This window comes from Mesorhizobium sp. M1182 (assembly GCF_040318335.1).
Classification (GTDB): Bacteria; Pseudomonadota; Alphaproteobacteria; order Rhizobiales; family Rhizobiaceae; genus Mesorhizobium.
Window position 1 is genome coordinate 1 of sequence record NZ_JAMYMD010000004.1, and the last position, 14,374, is coordinate 14,374.

Annotated in this window: 16 protein-coding genes; 7 read left to right on the top strand and 9 right to left on the bottom strand. The window is 63.0% G+C overall.

The window, feature by feature from the left end:
• Positions 1-234: 234 nt before the first annotated feature.
• Positions 235-1,254 carry a GH25 family lysozyme gene (locus NKH33_RS06990; protein WP_352918621.1) on the bottom strand — a complete coding sequence of 340 codons (1,020 nt, stop codon included), beginning with the start codon at positions 1,252-1,254 and terminating at the stop codon, positions 235-237.
• 259 nt (positions 1,255-1,513) lie between these two features.
• Between NKH33_RS06990 and NKH33_RS06995 the strand changes: the two genes are divergently transcribed.
• Positions 1,514-2,428 carry a hypothetical protein gene (locus tag NKH33_RS06995; RefSeq protein WP_352918623.1) on the top strand — a complete coding sequence of 305 codons (915 nt, stop codon included), beginning with the start codon at positions 1,514-1,516 and terminating at the stop codon, positions 2,426-2,428.
• Between the two features lie 13 nt (positions 2,429-2,441).
• Here NKH33_RS06995 and NKH33_RS07000 read toward each other — a convergent pair whose 3' ends face one another.
• The 5 genes from NKH33_RS07000 to NKH33_RS07020 form a co-directional block, all read right to left on the bottom strand.
• A complete protein-coding gene (locus NKH33_RS07000) occupies positions 2,442-2,654 on the bottom strand; it encodes a hypothetical protein (RefSeq protein WP_023717422.1) in 213 nt (70 codons plus the stop codon).
• Positions 2,655-2,773: 119 nt separating this feature from the next.
• Complete coding sequence (locus NKH33_RS07005) at positions 2,774-3,172, bottom strand: GFA family protein (RefSeq protein WP_352541413.1); 399 nt, start codon at positions 3,170-3,172, stop codon at positions 2,774-2,776.
• 193 nt (positions 3,173-3,365) lie between these two features.
• Positions 3,366-4,322, bottom strand: a complete 957-nt coding sequence (locus tag NKH33_RS07010; protein ID WP_352918625.1) for an alpha/beta fold hydrolase — start codon at positions 4,320-4,322, stop codon at positions 3,366-3,368.
• Between the two features lie 24 nt (positions 4,323-4,346).
• Positions 4,347-4,832: an SRPBCC family protein gene (locus tag NKH33_RS07015; RefSeq protein WP_352541415.1), complete on the bottom strand. Its 486-nt coding sequence runs from the start codon at positions 4,830-4,832 to the stop codon at positions 4,347-4,349.
• A gap of 121 nt (positions 4,833-4,953) precedes the next feature.
• Positions 4,954-5,202, bottom strand: a complete 249-nt coding sequence (locus tag NKH33_RS07020) for a ParB N-terminal domain-containing protein (protein WP_023674751.1) — start codon at positions 5,200-5,202, stop codon at positions 4,954-4,956.
• A 154-nt stretch (positions 5,203-5,356) separates the two neighbouring features.
• Here NKH33_RS07020 and NKH33_RS07025 point away from each other — a divergent pair, with 154 nt between their 5' ends.
• From NKH33_RS07025 to NKH33_RS07045, 5 genes are read left to right on the top strand one after another with little or no spacing between them, the layout of a single operon-like run.
• Positions 5,357-6,997, top strand: coding sequence for a N,N-dimethylformamidase beta subunit family domain-containing protein (locus NKH33_RS07025; RefSeq protein ID WP_352918627.1), 1,641 nt, complete (start codon positions 5,357-5,359; stop codon positions 6,995-6,997).
• 1 nt (position 6,998) lies between these two features.
• Positions 6,999-8,366: an aminotransferase family protein gene (locus NKH33_RS07030; protein WP_352918629.1), complete on the top strand. Its 1,368-nt coding sequence runs from the start codon at positions 6,999-7,001 to the stop codon at positions 8,364-8,366.
• 10 nt (positions 8,367-8,376) lie between these two features.
• Positions 8,377-9,306, top strand: a complete 930-nt coding sequence (gene kce, locus NKH33_RS07035; protein ID WP_352918630.1) for a 3,5-dioxohexanoate:acetyl-CoA acetone transferase — start codon at positions 8,377-8,379, stop codon at positions 9,304-9,306.
• A gap of 9 nt (positions 9,307-9,315) precedes the next feature.
• Complete coding sequence (locus NKH33_RS07040; protein WP_352918631.1) at positions 9,316-9,828, top strand: GNAT family N-acetyltransferase; 513 nt, start codon at positions 9,316-9,318, stop codon at positions 9,826-9,828.
• Entirely contained in the window at positions 9,825-10,856 is a 1,032-nt protein-coding gene (locus tag NKH33_RS07045; protein ID WP_352918633.1) for a histone deacetylase family protein, read from the top strand. The genes NKH33_RS07040 and NKH33_RS07045 overlap by 4 nt, the downstream gene beginning before the upstream one ends.
• A gap of 17 nt (positions 10,857-10,873) precedes the next feature.
• On the opposite strand, the gene NKH33_RS07050 is transcribed toward NKH33_RS07045, so the two are convergent.
• Positions 10,874-12,139, bottom strand: coding sequence for a cysteine desulfurase-like protein (locus tag NKH33_RS07050; RefSeq protein ID WP_352918634.1), 1,266 nt, complete (start codon positions 12,137-12,139; stop codon positions 10,874-10,876).
• A gap of 48 nt (positions 12,140-12,187) precedes the next feature.
• The gene (locus tag NKH33_RS07055) at positions 12,188-13,255 is read right to left on the bottom strand and encodes an aldo/keto reductase (RefSeq protein WP_352918636.1); all 1,068 of its coding nucleotides are present in this window, start codon (positions 13,253-13,255) and stop codon (positions 12,188-12,190) included.
• A gap of 385 nt (positions 13,256-13,640) precedes the next feature.
• On the opposite strand from NKH33_RS07055, the gene NKH33_RS07060 reads away from it, so the two are divergent.
• Positions 13,641-13,805 carry a hypothetical protein gene (locus NKH33_RS07060; RefSeq protein WP_023674744.1) on the top strand — a complete coding sequence of 55 codons (165 nt, stop codon included), beginning with the start codon at positions 13,641-13,643 and terminating at the stop codon, positions 13,803-13,805.
• 51 nt (positions 13,806-13,856) lie between these two features.
• Here the strand turns inward: NKH33_RS07060 and NKH33_RS07065 are convergent, their stop codons facing one another.
• Positions 13,857-14,363, bottom strand: a complete 507-nt coding sequence (locus NKH33_RS07065; RefSeq protein WP_352620689.1) for a DUF1993 domain-containing protein — start codon at positions 14,361-14,363, stop codon at positions 13,857-13,859.
• Positions 14,364-14,374 lie beyond the last annotated feature (11 nt).

A 14,374-nucleotide genomic window follows, 5' to 3' on the forward strand; every position in this document is an offset into this window, starting at 1 on the left:
GACCCAGAACACGATCCACCATCGCGAATCTCCCTGCTCCAACCTCACAACAGAATCACTGATCGGCTTCTGTGCAAAGATCTCCTTGTGGGAGAAGGTGGCCTCGCGAAGCGAGGTCGGATGAGGGGTGCTCCAGCTTGGCACCGACGCACTCCGTCCAACACCCCTCAACCGTCTTGGCGCTGCGCGCCAATCCACCTTCTCCCACATGGGGAGAAGGAAGAAGCTGCCGCGCTACTCCGCCTCGGCCACCATCTGCCTTCCACCAACCCAGTCGCGCCACGCCTTCTCATCGCCGTGGAAGACGTTGAGGTCTATGCGACCCCTTACCCCGTGCGACAGGCCGGAGCCGGAATATTGCCAGAACAGCCATTTGCGGTCGGGATAGACCTTTGACGGGTGGGCGGCCACGGCGCGCAGCCAGAACGGATAGTCGGGGAAGGCGCCCCTGAGATTGTCACGGTAAAAGTCAGGCGCGGTGTAGATGATCGGGCGCTGGCCGTAGTAGCGCTCGAGCTTGTCCATGAACACCTGCATCTTTTCCAGCACCTTTTGCCGCGACGGGCGGCGCTTGCAGCTGGATTCGCCGTTCCACTCGACGTCGATCACCGGCGGCAGCGCGCCCTCGACTCTCGGCACGTTGCGGATGAACCAGTCGGCCTGCTCGCCGGCGGTGCGGCACCAGTAGAAGAAGTGATAGGCGCCGCGCTTCAGGCCGGCGGCGTCGGCACTGCGCCAGTTTCTGGTGAACATCGGGTCGAGATGATCGCCGCCGTCGGTGGCCTTGATGTAGGCGAAGTTGGCGCCCTGGGCGCGCAGCTTTTGCCAGTTCACATTGCCCTGCCAGCGCGAAACGTCGACGCCGTGGACGGCAAGGCGCCTCGGCGAGGAGGACTTACCGAAATTGATCGGCTTGGCGTCGCGAAAACCATAGCGCGTGACCGGCTCGGCAAGCATCGCCGGTGCTGCGCGGGTCAGCCGCTTCGGCGGCGACATCAGCGCGATCACCTCGGCCGGCGGTTCGATGCTTTGGTCGGGCTCCAATGTAGCGACCGGCTGTTCGTCCTGCTCCTGTTCCGCGAAGGCGGGCACAGCATCAGTTTTCGCAGCAGATGCCACCGGCGCGGGTGGCCGCACAACCGAGCTGGTGGTCTCGCTGGACGGCACTTGCAGCGCATCGACGCCGGAGGCCGACGTGCAGCCGGCAAGGCAGAGCGCTGCGATCGAGAAGATGACGACGCCTGATAACCGCATCTGGACCTGTACGCAAAACACAACAGACCGAAGGCAGGACAACGCCGCCGGACAAACCAAGCTGGATTCCTAACAAGAAACTACCAACAAAGTTTGAATCGAATTGTTAGGGCTTTGCATCGGGACGTTCGCCCGGACGGAGGTGCGCTATGCCCCAACGTTCGGCCACGTGGCTGCCTCGCAATCCCGCTTGACAACTCACTGCATGAGATTAGTCTCCACTAATCTTACGGTGTAAGGCCATACTTGGGAGGAAGTCATGCAGCCCGCCGCCTTGTCAGAATTGCAGCCGGTAGTCCCGCCGGAGCCATGCTCGCCCGCCATCGGGATCGACGAGATATCTGGCGATCTCAGCCGCGTCATCGAACGCGCCGAGGTCGATGCCTGGCTCGACCTCTATCGCGCCGCCCCGGCAGACTTTGCCGCAAGGCAAGGCCTTGCCATCGCCGAAGATGGCGATCTCGTCTGGACCACCTGCACGACGATCCCGTTCATCCATTTCAACTGCGTCAAGAATTTCGGTGTCGATAGCGCTGCCACCGAGAGCCGGCTCGACGCGCTTCTGGCGCATTATCGCGACGCCGGTATTCTGCGGCCCTGGTTCTACACCAATCCACATACCGAGCCCGCGACGCTCAGCTGCTGGCTCGAGGCGCGCGGCTTGCAACGTCAGGGCGGCTGGGAACGCATCTTTCGCGACGCCACGCCATTGCCACCGGAGCCGCTTTTCCCGACTGAGAACGTCTCGGTCGAGCGGGTGACACCGGCAACGGCAAGGGAACGGGCTGGGTTCATCGACAGCCAATATCGGTTGCCGACCTCACCGTGGTTGCTGGCGCTGGCCGGCCGACGCGGCTGGCATCATTACATGCTGCGGCGGGACGGCGCGGTGGCGGCGGTGCGCTCGATGTTCATCGGTGTCGACGGCATGGCCTGGAGCGGCATCGACGCGCCGGTTCCCGGCATCATGGCGCCGAGCTTCGACCTCGATGCAATGCTCGGCGAAGCGATGGTGCGCGACGGACTTGCGGGCGGTGCAAAACTGTTCGTGACCGACATCGAGGCGCCGCAGTCCGAACGCGACGGGCCGGCCTACCGCAACTATGCACGCCTCGGCTTCAAGCTTGCCTATTTCCGCAGCCATTACAGCTATTTGCCGGCAAATTCCGGCTGACCGTTTCAAGACCCTAGCCGCACAGCCACAGCTTGTGGCAGGTCGTGGCCATCAGGTGGGCCGGCGGTACAAAACGATCGTTGACCGCCACATCGTCGTCCGCCCGGCGGACCTTTTCCTCGAGCAGCGTACGAAGTTCTGCCGGCTGCACGCGGTCGCGCTCCATCACCAGCTTGATCATCGGATCGCTCAAGAGCTCGTCCAGGGTGTTGATGCTGTCGTTCATTCCGTCGCCTCCTCGACTGCCGCCCGCACGCAATAGATAGGCAGCAATGATGGCCCGCCAATGACGCTTTGCCGGCTATCTCGTGTCGCTTCGGATTAAATTTTTGTCCAGATTTCACCTCAAGCCGGAGGTGGCGCGCCTTCATATTGCGGCAGGCCGTCATCGATCTGCACCCAGGGCTGCTTCGAGGCGGTCCAGATATGCATCTCAGGCCTGAACACCGATGGATCATCGAGGGAGCCGGTGGTGATGCCGATGATGCCGCCGGAATCGCGTCGGGAAAACATCGTCGTGCCGCAGCGGGGACAAAAGCCGCGCTTGAGATCGGGCGATGAATTCACCGTCGCCAGCGGTCCGTCGACCGTCACATCGTCGATGCGGAACAGCACGCGCGCGTTGAAGGCGGCACCCAGTGCCTTCTGGCAGAGCCGGCAATGGCAGACGCGCTCATTGATCGGTGCCGCCTCGGCACGGTAGCGCACCGCACCGCACAAACACCCGCCCTGATATCTTGCCATCGCCCGTGTCCCTTCCCTGCGAGGATAGGCGATACCTATCGATAGGCGTGGCAGCGTCAATTGAAAAGCTTTGATGGCGCCATCTAAAGCTGTGACCCGGCCGATCCACGATTGGCCCGATGCGTCGGCCGAGGCCTCATAGATGAAAACCGGCCATCGCGCAGGAGACGGCCGGCAGACAATTGACTGGGCGTCAGTTCGTTTCGTTGACGACCTCATCCGAGGTCTTGACCTTGGTCTCGCCATTGAGGAACGGCAGCGTGGCAGCTGTCAGTTCCGGCGCGAAGAACACGTCGTAGTGGGTGCGGTTCGGCAGGATCGCCAGGCGGTTTTGCGACAGGTTCTCGCGCATCCAGCCGGCGTCCTTCAACCCGCCGCCAAGCATCTGGTAGAATTTGATCTCGTGCTCGGGCCGGTACATGTCGCTGTCGCCGAACACCAGCATGACCGGCATTTTCAGCTTCGGCACGTCGGCGGAATAGTCGTAGTCCTTGCGCATATAGGCGCCGAGCTGGTCGAGCAGTTTCGGAAAATCCTCCGGATGCGGCGCGACCGCGACATAGGATTTGTACATCGGCGTGTCCGTCATCATGTCGGCCATCGCCGCGCCGACTTGTGCCTGCTGGCCACGCATTTCGGCGTAGAAGCCGTCCGCGGCGTAGCCGGTCGAGACCAGCACTAGGCGGCGCACCGTTTCGGGATGCTGCACGGCCATGCGGAAGGCGACGCCGCCACCCAGCGAATAACCCATGACGTCGATCTTGACGTAGCCGAGTGCCTTGACGATCGCCGCCATGTCGTCGCCCATCGCCTCCAGGCTGAGCGGCCGGTCGCCGAGCGCGGTGCGGCCATGGCCCTGCAGGTCGACCCCGATCACGGTGCGGTTCCCGGTAAGCTTCGGCAGGATCGGCGCGAACATGTCGGTCGTGCCGAGACCGCCATGCAGCAGAAGCAGCGGCTCGCCCTTGCCATAGACGGCGTAATAATAGTTCAGGCCGTTGATCGGCAGCAGGCCGGATTTTTCCGGCGTCGGCAGTGTTGCGGTTGCGGTCGTCATGGCGGGCTTGGCCTCCTCTGCGTTGATGGTGCCCGGCGCGGCAAATAGCGCGGCGGCCGAGGCGAATATGGCGAAAAATACCGATCTGGACACGTCAGTCTCCCTCTCCCGTTTGCATCAAAGTCGCTTGGCGACCTCCTCAAGCTGTTCGGCGCACTGGCCCCAGCCCTCGTGAAAACCCATTTTCTCGTGCTGTTCACGGTCGGCGACCGACCAATGCGCGACGCGGGCAATGTAGCGGGTCTTACCCTCGCCCTCGTCCTCAAAGGTCAGCACGACCGTCATGAACGGCTTTTCGGACGGCTCCCACGCCTTCGTATAGGCATCGGTGAAGACGAGCTTTTTGCCCGGTACGACTTCGAGGAAGATGCCTGGATTCGGGAACTCCTTGCCGTCGGGATCGGCCATGACGACAAGGGTGGAGCCACCGGTCCGCACATCCAATTCGGCGCGCGGCGTCATCCACGGCTTCGGCGAGAACCATTGCGTCAACAGCTTTGGCTCGGTCCAGCAGCGATAGACGTTCTCGTGCGGCGCATCGATGATGCGCGCGAGAACCAGCTCGCGGTCGGAGTTGGGGGCGATGTCGAGCTTGGTGGTCATGGTGTTTCCTCACACGTCGGTTTTGGCTTCCGTGTCTAGGACGAACCGACACGACGCAAGCCGACACGGCCCGCGAAAAAATCCGCGGGACAGGAGATTCGAACGACGGAAATAAGTGGCTTCAGTGGCGCTTGGCTTGCACCAGATAGGCGTCGATCTCGGTCTCGCCGAGCCACTTGGCCGCTTCCAGCCGATGCAACCCTTCGACCAGGATATGGCGCTTGCCGTCATGGCGCACTTGGATCGGCATCTTCATGCCGTTTTCCAGAATGTCCTCGGCCAGATGGCGGACGGTCTCGGGATGCAGCGTCTTTTTGCGCGCCGTCGGCACGTAGATATCGTTGACCCTGACCTTTTGCACTCTCAGCATATCGGCTCCCGTGGCGGACAAGGCCGCCCTTTGTGAGATAGTCTGTTTGGCCGGCAAGGCCAAGGAGCAGCCGGCAATGGCTGGCCCGATCGTTTCCAATTGACGCTTGGCCGGCGGATGGCCGAAATGGCGGCCTTCGACCTTAGCGGTGTCCATGAACCATCTGCCGACCGAGTTTCCCGATTTCGGACTGGCGCCGGAGCAGCGACGCCAGGCAGTGCGCAGCCATTACTGGGAATGGCCCGGTATGGATGGCGGGCGCGGCGAGATCTGGTGCTACTGCGACCGTTTTTCCTATCGTCCCGGCGACATGGTGGCACTGCATGTCAGTTCGACGGCCGCCAGTTTCGGCATCGCGATCATCCGCGACGGCGGCGCGGAAACGACAATGTTCGAAAGGACCGGGATTGCGGCGCGCTGGCAAGATACGCCGGACCAATGTTCGGTCGAAGGCTGCGGCTGGCAAGCGTCGTTCGAGTTTCGGATCGGCGACGACTGGCCGTCCGGCGCCTATCGCGTGACGCTGACAGCAGATGGCCGGGACGGCAAGCCGATCCGCTGCCACCATCTTTTTATCGTCGCGCCGCAGCCCGGCAAGAAGCCTGGCCGTGTGCTGCAGGTGGCGGCCACCGGCACCTGGCTCGCCTACAATACATGGGGCGGTTCCAACCATTACGAAGGCATCACCGGGCCAGGCCGGGACCAATATGCACGAATGGTGTCGACGCAGCGGCCGTGGTGCCGCGGCTTCGTCGTGCTGCCCAGGGACGCGCCGCGCGTGCCGCTCGAAGTCGCCGTGCCGCCGAAAACCGTGCCGCGCTATCCGCATATGGAATGGGCCTTTGCTACCGGCCATTCGAAGAAATACGCCTCGTCCGGCTGGGCAAGCTACGACAGCCATTTCTTCCGCTTCGCCGAGCGTGCCGGCTACGCCGTCGATCTCGCCAGCCAGCACGATCTGCATTTTTCGCCCGACATTCTCGATGGCTATGACTGCGTCGTCCTGGTCGGCCACGACGAATATTGGACCTGGGAAATGCGCGATGCGGTCGACACCTATGTCGAGCGCGGCGGTCATGCGGCGCGCTTTGCCGGCAATTTCATGTGGCAGACCAGGCTGGAGGACGAAGGCCGCCGGCAGGTCTGCTACAAATACCGCGCTCGCGCCGAAGACCCGGCCTATCGCGGCGGTGATATAAGGCGCGCCACCAATTCCTGGGAAGCGCCGGAAATCGGCCGGCCGGGTGCCGCGACCTTCGGTCTCAACGCGACAAGAGGCGTCTATGCCGGCTGGGGCGGCTGCGCGCCGCGCGGCGTACGCGGCTTTCCGGTCTACCGGCCGGAGCATTGGGCGTTTGCCGGCACCGGCATCTACTATGGCGATCTGCTCGGCGCCGACAGCCATGTCTATGGCTACGAGGTCGACGGGCTCGATTTCGAGATCCGCGGCGGCCTGCCCTACCCCAAGCCCGACAGCGGTGCACCGGACGGGCTGCAAGTGCTGGCCGTCGGCATGGCGAGCCAGGTCGAGGAAAGCGCCGACATTGCGTTCGAGGACCAGTTTCTCGGCGACGAGGACGGACGCTTCACCGCCGAGACGCTGTTCGGCGAGGCAAGCGATGCCAACCTCGACAAGGTCAAACGCGGCAACGGCATGATCGTCAATTTCCCGCGCGGCAAAGGCGAGGTGTTTCACGCCGGAAGCTGCGAATGGGTTGCCGGCCTGCTAAGGCAGGATGCGATTGTCGAGCGCGTCACCAGAAATGTCCTTGACCGCTATCTTGGAAAGCCATGACATGTTGAAGTCTCCTGCCCCGGAAACTCGCGAAGCCTCGCATCTGTTTTATCTATCCAGCCTGCGCCGGCCGCTGATCGACCGCGCCGAAGGCATCTACATGTGGACGCAGGATGGCCGCCGCTTCATCGACGGATCGAGCGGTCCGATGGTTGCCAATATCGGCCACTCCAATCGCAACGTGCTCGACGCGATGAAAAGGCAGATGGACCGCGCCACCTTCGCTTACCGTCTGCATTTCGAGAACGAACCGGCAGAGGAGCTCGCGCGGCAGCTGGCCGCCAAACTCCCTGAAGGCATGGACCGCATCTTCTTTGTCTCCGGCGGCTCGGAAGCGACCGAATCCTGCATCAAGCTGGCGCGGCAATGGGCGGTCGCCACCGGGCAGCCCAGCCGTTGGAAGGTGATCTCGCGCTTTCCCTCCTATCATGGCGGCACGCTCGGCGCGCTCGCCGTTACCGGCGACGATGCGCTGTCCGAAACATTTGTGCCGATGATGCAGATGATGCCGACCGTGCCGGCGCCCATCGCCTGGCGCGACCGCGACAATCTTTCGATGGAACAGCGCGGCATCCGCTACGCCGACATGCTGGAGGAAAAGATCCTCGCCGAGGGACCGCAGAGCGTGCTCGCCTTCATCATGGAGCCGGTCGGCGGCGCTGCCACGGCAGCACTGGTGGCGCCGGACAGCTACTATCCGCGCATCCGCGAGATCTGCGATCGCTACGGCATCCTGCTCATCCATGACGAGGTGATGAGCGGTGCCGGCCGCACCGGAAAATTCCTCGGCGGCGACCACTGGAACTGCAAGCCCGACATCGTCGCGCTGTCGAAGGGGCTGGGCTCGGGCTATGCGCCGCTCGGTGCGCTGGCGGCACCGATGCGGCTGGTGCAGCCTTTGCTCGCATCGGGCGGCTTTCAGCACGGCCACACCTACGCCGGCAACCCGCTCGCCTGCGCCGCCGGGCTCGCCGTGCTCGGCGAAATGGACCGTCTCGGCCTGATCGCCAACGCGGCTGTCATGGGCGAGCTATTGATGGACGAGCTGAAGGGATTGGCGAAGCGGTTTCCGTTCATCGCCGACATCCGCGGCAAGGGCCTGCTCACCGGTGCCGAAATTGTCGCCGATCCGGACACGCTGAGGCCGATCGAGCCGGCGAAAAAGGCCACCCAGCGCCTGCTCGACCTCGCCTATGAGCGCGGCCTGATCATCTACGGACGCAAGGTCAAGGGCGGTGTCGACGGCGACAATTTCATGGTCGCGCCGCCGATGATCGTCACCGCCGCGCAGATCGGCGAGATCATATCCATCATCGGCGACTCGCTCGAGGTGCTGGCCGGCGAGCTCGACCTGCCGGTCGAAGGCTGAGAGGCGAACCATGGCGTCGCGCAAAGTCATTATCACCTGTGCCGTCACCGGGTCGGTACACACCCCGTCGATGTCGCCGCATCTGCCCGTGACGCCGGACCAGATCGCCGCAGACGCGATCGCCGCCGCCGAGGCCGGCGCTTCGATCCTGCATCTTCATGCCCGCGACCCTAGGGATGGGCGGCCGACCGCCGACCCCGAGGTGTTCATGCAGTTCCTGCCGCGCATCAAGCAGGCGACCGATGCGGTGGTCAACATCACCACCGGCGGATCGTCGCTGATGACGCTCGACCAGCGGCTGGCCGCGCCGCTCAGGGCCGAGCCGGAAATGTGTTCGCTCAATATGGGTTCGATGAATTTCGCGCTGTTCCCGATGCTCGAGCGGCCGCGAGAATGGCGGCACGAATGGGAGCCGAAGCTGCTCGAGGCTACCCGTGACACGATCTTCAAGAACACCTTTGCCGACATGGAGACGGTGCTCGAGAAGCTCGGGCGTGGTTGCGGCACGCGTTTCGAATTCGAGTGCTACGATGTCGGCCATCTCTATTCGCTTGCGCATTTCCGCGACCGCGGGCTGGTGTCGGGACCATTGTTCATCCAATTCGTGCTCGGCATATTGGGTGGCATCGGCGCCGATCCAGAAAACCTGGTCCACATGAAGCGCATCGCCGACAAACTGTTCGGCGACAGCTACCGGTTTTCGGTGCTGGCCGCCGGACGCCACCAGATGCCGATGATCTCGATTGCGGCGGCAATGGGCGGCAATGTCCGCGTCGGGCTGGAGGACAGCCTCTACGACGGGCGCCAGCTCGCCAAGTCCAATGCCGACCAGGTGCGCCGCATCCGCGGCGTGCTCGACGGATTGTCGCTGGACGTCGCGACGCCGGCCGAGGCGCGGCAGATGCTGGCGCTCAAAGGCGGCGACCGCGTGGCGTTCTGAGATGCGACCGTGACCAACCCACCGTCAAGAGACATTGTCATCCGGCCCGGGACCGTCGAGGACGTCGAAACCATCCACGCCGCGCTCCTGCGGCTCGGCGCGCATGTCGGCGCACATCAGGAGATCACCTCGACAGCTCAGGATCTCCGCACCTATGGCTTTGGCGAAAAGCTTGCCTTCTCGACCTTGATCGCCGAAATCGGTGGCGAATTTGCCGGGCTTTGCCTGTATTTCCCGATCTTCTCGACATGGATGGGACGGCCCGGCGTCTATGTGCAGGACCTCTATGTCGAGGACCGTTTTCGTGGCCGCAGGATCGGCGAACGCCTGCTGCGCCGAGTCGCGGCGCAATGCCGGAAGAACGGCGGCGCCTATCTCAGGCTGTCCGTCGATACCGACAACGAGACCGCCAAGGCTTTTTACGAACGATTGGGCATTGCCTGGTCGAGCTACGAGCAGGTGCAGAAGATCGTCGGCGACGCCTTTTTCGCCTTTGCCGATGCACCGGAGGAGCCAACATGAAAGCCTTCTATGCCGAAGAACAGAAGCGCCACGACCCGAAGGCGTTCCTCTCGAGCGGCGCGCCGCAGCCCAATCCGGAAAAGCCGGAACGGGTCGAGCGATTGTTGGCCGGCGCAAAGGCTGCCGGCTGCACGATCGAACGGCCGCGGGATCACGGGCTCGGCCCGATTGCGGCGGTGCATACGCCGGAATATCTCTATTTTCTCCAGCATATCTTCGCGCGCTGGCAGCGCATCGAGGGCGCCTCGGCCGAGGTCATCCCCAATATCCATCCGATCGCGCGGAACGGCTCCTATCCGGCCTCGGCGGTCGGCCAAGCCGGCTATCACATGGCCGACACCGCCTGCCCGATCTCCGGCGAGACGTGGCAGAGCGCGCTTTGGAGCGCCTGGAGCGCGGTTGAAACCGCCGAGGCGGTGATGTCTGGAGCGCCGGCCGCCTATGCGCTGTGCCGGCCGCCCGGCCATCACGCCTTTGCCGATGTCGCCGGCGGCTTCTGCTTCGTCAACAATTCGGCCGTCGCTGCACAGGTTCTGCGCAAACAGGCGGCGCGGGTGGCGATCCTCGATGTCGACCTCCACCACGGCAACGGCACGCAAGGCATCTTCTATGCCCGGCCGGACGTGCTCACCGTGTCGCTGCATGCCGACCCGGTGCGCTTCTACCCGTTTTTCTGGGGCCATGGCGACGAGCGCGGCGAAGGGCGCGGCCTCGGCTACAATCTCAACCTGCCGCTGCCGCGCAAATCCGGCGACGCCGCGTTCCTCGAAGCGCTGGCGATGGCGTTCCAGCGCATCAAGGCCTTCTCGCCCGATGCGCTTGTGGTGGCGCTGGGGCTAGACGCCTTCGAAGGTGATCCGTTCGGCGGGCTGTCGGTGAGCGCGCCTGGTTTTTCGCGCATTGGCGAGGTGATCGCCGGACTCGGCCTGCCAACGGTCATCGTCCAGGAAGGCGGCTATCTCTGCGACGAGCTCGGCGACAATCTCACCGCCTTCCTCACCGGTTTTGGCGGCGCCCACAAGCGATGATCCGCCCGCGAGGGCGCTCAGGATCGTTCCTGCCTCAGCATGGCGACAACGCGGTGCACGCTCTCCAGCGTCTCGTCGATCTCGCCTGCAGTGTTGTAATGAGCGATGCCGATGCGCACCACCCCCTGCTCGGCCGGAATGCCGAGCTGGTGGACGATCTCCCAGGCGTAGTTGTGGCCGGACCACAGGAAGATGTTTTCCGCATTCATCTGCCGCACGATCGTCTCCGGCACGATGCCCTCGACGGTGAACGACACCGTCGGCACGCGCTCATTGATCCGCTTCGGATCGGTGATGCCGTGGATGGTCAGGCCGGCAATATCCGACAAGCCATCGATCAGCTGTCGCGTCAGCGGGTTTTCGTAAACGATTGAAACCTCGAAGGCCTTGGCGATTTTCAGCCGACGCGATCCTTGCGCGCCGGCTGCCGCACCCAACTCGGCAAAATAATCGACAGCCGCCGACAGGCCGGCCATCAATTCAATTTGCGGCGTGCCGAGCTCGAAGCGCTCCGGCAAGGCATTGGACGAGCAACGGCATCCATACGGCTTAAGCGCATCGATAACGTCCAGCCTGCCCCACAAAATCCCCATATGCGGGCCGAAGAACTTGTAAGCCGAGCAGATCAGGAAATCGCAGCCGAGGTTTTGGACGTCGATCAGGCCATGCGGCGCGAACTGGACGGCATCGACGTAGACCAACGCACCAGCCCGCCTGGCGATGCCGGTCAACGCCTTCACCCGGTTGATCGACCCGGTGAGATTGCTGGCGTAGTTGAGCGCGACGAGCCGCGTCCTCTCGGAAAGCAGCGCGGCGAGCGCCGCCTCCTCGATCTGCCAGCTCTGCTGGTTGAAAGGCAGCCAGCGCACGACAAGGCCAAGGTCTTCAGCCAGTTGCAGCCAGGGTGAGACGTTGCCCTCATGGTCCATGCGGGTGAGGACGATCTCGTCCCCGGGCTTCATCGTGCGGCCGAGCGTTCGCGACATGTGGTAGGTCAATGTCGTCATGTTGGCACCGATGATGATTTCCTGCGGGCTCGCAGCGCCGAGAAAATCCGCCATCGCCAGATGGGCCTCGTCCACGATGCCTTGTGCTGCAACGGTGGTCTCGAAGAAGCCGCCGAGGTTAGCATTGGTGGTCAGCAAGCAACGCGATACTGCGTCCGCCACCGCCTGCGGGACCTGCGTGCCGGCAGGATTGTCGAGATAGATGCGCCGGCGGCTCTTGTCGGTCAGCGACAAAGCCGGAAATTTCGCGCGCACCGCGTCGATCCGGAAGTCCACGGCTGTTCCCCTCTCCTTATGACGATCGGACAACCACGTCCCGACGCATCAAGGGCACGGATTGCCAACGCGCTGGTGGATCGCATCAACGGCTTTCTGCATGTCCTCGGTCCAGACCACGTCGGCGGAAGAGAGCGCCATTTCGAGTTGCGAAATGGTGGTGGCGCCGATGATGTTCGAGGTGACCAAGGGCCGGTTCGAGATATAGGCATTGGCGAACAGCGCCGGCTCCATGCCGAAGGTGCGCGCCAACCGGTTGTATTCGAGCTGCACCTCGGCAGCATTCGGCGTCTCGTAGCGCTGGCCGCGGTTGAACAACTGCGAGCGCGAGCCCTGCGGCCGCGCGCCATGATCGTATTTGCCGGTCAAATAGCCTTGCGCCAGCGGCGAATAGGCAAGCAGCGACACCTGCTCGCGCTCGCAGACTTCGGCAAGGTTCACCTCGAAGGTGCGATTGACGAAATTATAGGCGTTCTGCAGCGAGGCGACGCGCGGGCCGAGGCCCTTGTCGGCTTCGGCGATGAAACGCATGACGCCCCAGGAATTCTCGTTCGACAGACCGAAATGGCGGATCTTGCCGGCCTTCACCAGTTCATCGAATACGGCAAGCGTCTCGGCGATCGGCGTCTCGCCCTCCGGCACGCCGGCGGCATCGGAGCGTCGCGGGACAGCGCCGATCCGGTTCGGATTGGCGCCCCACGGCACGTCGCGTTCCGGCCAATGGATCTGATAGAGGTCGATGTAATCGGTGTTGAGCCTGGCGAGTGACTTATCGATAGCGTCGAAGATATCGGCGCGCACCAGCTTAGACGGGCGGTCGCCGCGAAACCAAGTGTTGGCGGTACGACCAACTACCTTCGAGGCGATGATCACCTGGTCGCGATTGCGCTTCTCCTTCATCCAATTGCCGATGAATGTCTCGGTACGGCCTTGTGTCTCCGCCTTGGGCGGGATCGGATAGAGTTCGGCGGTGTCAATGAAATTGACGCCGCGAGCAAACGCCAGATCCATCTGGGCGTGACCGTCCGCCTCGGTGTTCTGCTGGCCCCAGGTCATCGATCCGAGGCAGATTTGCGACACGAAAAGATCGGTCTGGCCGAGACGGCGTTTGTGCATGGAGTTTCTCCGGCGGGAATTTTGCGCGGCTGCGCGAGGAGGAAGCAATAGCATACAGGAAAGCGCCGCCCGCTTCCAAGCCCACCGACGGCAGGCCAGGCGACTTTCCCAGGACGCCGGCGGACGGAGTTTATCCCTGCGGCTAACAAAAAAGCCGGACTGCATGTGAATGCAGTCCGGAAGTTCGCCAGGAATGGCGAGGAAAAACCGGCCAAGTGCCGGCACTGAGGCCTACGGTCGAAGCACCACAGAAGTTTCGCGGGAACAGCCGAATTATGTCAAAAAAGATCAGGGCAGCATGGCTGCCATGCGAATGCTGCACTGCACAATTGTCATGATCTGCCTATATTGACGGCCGTGGAGGTTCAATAAGGGGCTTGAATTCATGGGATTCTTCACTGAAATGTTCGCCCGTCCGCGTCCGCGGGAACAGCTGCGTTATCGTGCGGCACTGGCGCTGCTCCATTCGATGAGCAATGCCGATCGCGCCGATATCGGCGTCAAGCCGGCCGATTTCCCGCGCATCGCCCGGGAAATGTCCCTACGCTAAACAGCGCGCCGTGAGATATCCCGCCGCAGCGGGATATCTCACGAGCGAATCTCAACGCAATCCGAGGAAGATCGACTTGCCCAATGGCACGCCGTTGTGACGCAGGATGTCATAGGCGGTGGTCAGGTGGAAATAGAAATTGGGCATGGCGGCATGCAGCAGATACTGCATTCCCGGCATCGACACCTCGCGCCCCGCAAGCCTCAGTTCGACCATTCTGTCATCTGAACCATCGAATTCGGCCGCCGAGAACGTGGCGAGTAGATCGAGCGTCTTGGTTATGCGCGCCTGCAGCTCGGCGAAGCTCGCCTCATTGTCCTCGTATTTTGGCACCTCGCGCCCGGCAAGCCGCGACGGCGCGCCCTTGGCGTGATCGGTGGCAATCTGTACCTGCCTGGTCAGGGCGAACATGTCCGGCGCCAGCCTCGCCGTGAGATACACCTGCGGGTCGATCTTGCGGTCAGCCGCATTTTGCTCGGCAATGTTCAGCACATTGGCCAGTGCCTTCAGCCTCGCCGAAAATACCGGCACGGATGCTTCATACATTGATATGGTCAAAAGAAATCTCC

Excerpts from the sequence above, each read along its gene's own strand:
- NKH33_RS06990 (WP_352918621.1), bottom strand. The coding sequence starts at position 1,254 with ATGCGGTTATCAGGCGTCGTCATCTTCTCGATCGCAGCGCTCTGCCTT.
- NKH33_RS06995 (WP_352918623.1), top strand. The coding sequence starts at position 1,514 with ATGCAGCCCGCCGCCTTGTCAGAATTGCAGCCGGTAGTCCCGCCGGAG.
- NKH33_RS07000 (WP_023717422.1), bottom strand. The coding sequence starts at position 2,654 with ATGAACGACAGCATCAACACCCTGGACGAGCTCTTGAGCGATCCGATG.
- NKH33_RS07005 (WP_352541413.1), bottom strand. The coding sequence starts at position 3,172 with ATGGCAAGATATCAGGGCGGGTGTTTGTGCGGTGCGGTGCGCTACCGT.
- NKH33_RS07015 (WP_352541415.1), bottom strand. The coding sequence starts at position 4,832 with ATGACCACCAAGCTCGACATCGCCCCCAACTCCGACCGCGAGCTGGTT.
- NKH33_RS07020 (WP_023674751.1), bottom strand. The coding sequence starts at position 5,202 with ATGCTGAGAGTGCAAAAGGTCAGGGTCAACGATATCTACGTGCCGACG.
- NKH33_RS07025 (WP_352918627.1), top strand. The coding sequence starts at position 5,357 with ATGAACCATCTGCCGACCGAGTTTCCCGATTTCGGACTGGCGCCGGAG.
- NKH33_RS07030 (WP_352918629.1), top strand. The coding sequence starts at position 6,999 with ATGTTGAAGTCTCCTGCCCCGGAAACTCGCGAAGCCTCGCATCTGTTT.
- kce (WP_352918630.1), top strand. The coding sequence starts at position 8,377 with ATGGCGTCGCGCAAAGTCATTATCACCTGTGCCGTCACCGGGTCGGTA.
- NKH33_RS07045 (WP_352918633.1), top strand. The coding sequence starts at position 9,825 with ATGAAAGCCTTCTATGCCGAAGAACAGAAGCGCCACGACCCGAAGGCG.
- NKH33_RS07055 (WP_352918636.1), bottom strand. The coding sequence starts at position 13,255 with ATGCACAAACGCCGTCTCGGCCAGACCGATCTTTTCGTGTCGCAAATC.
- NKH33_RS07060 (WP_023674744.1), top strand. The coding sequence starts at position 13,641 with ATGGGATTCTTCACTGAAATGTTCGCCCGTCCGCGTCCGCGGGAACAG.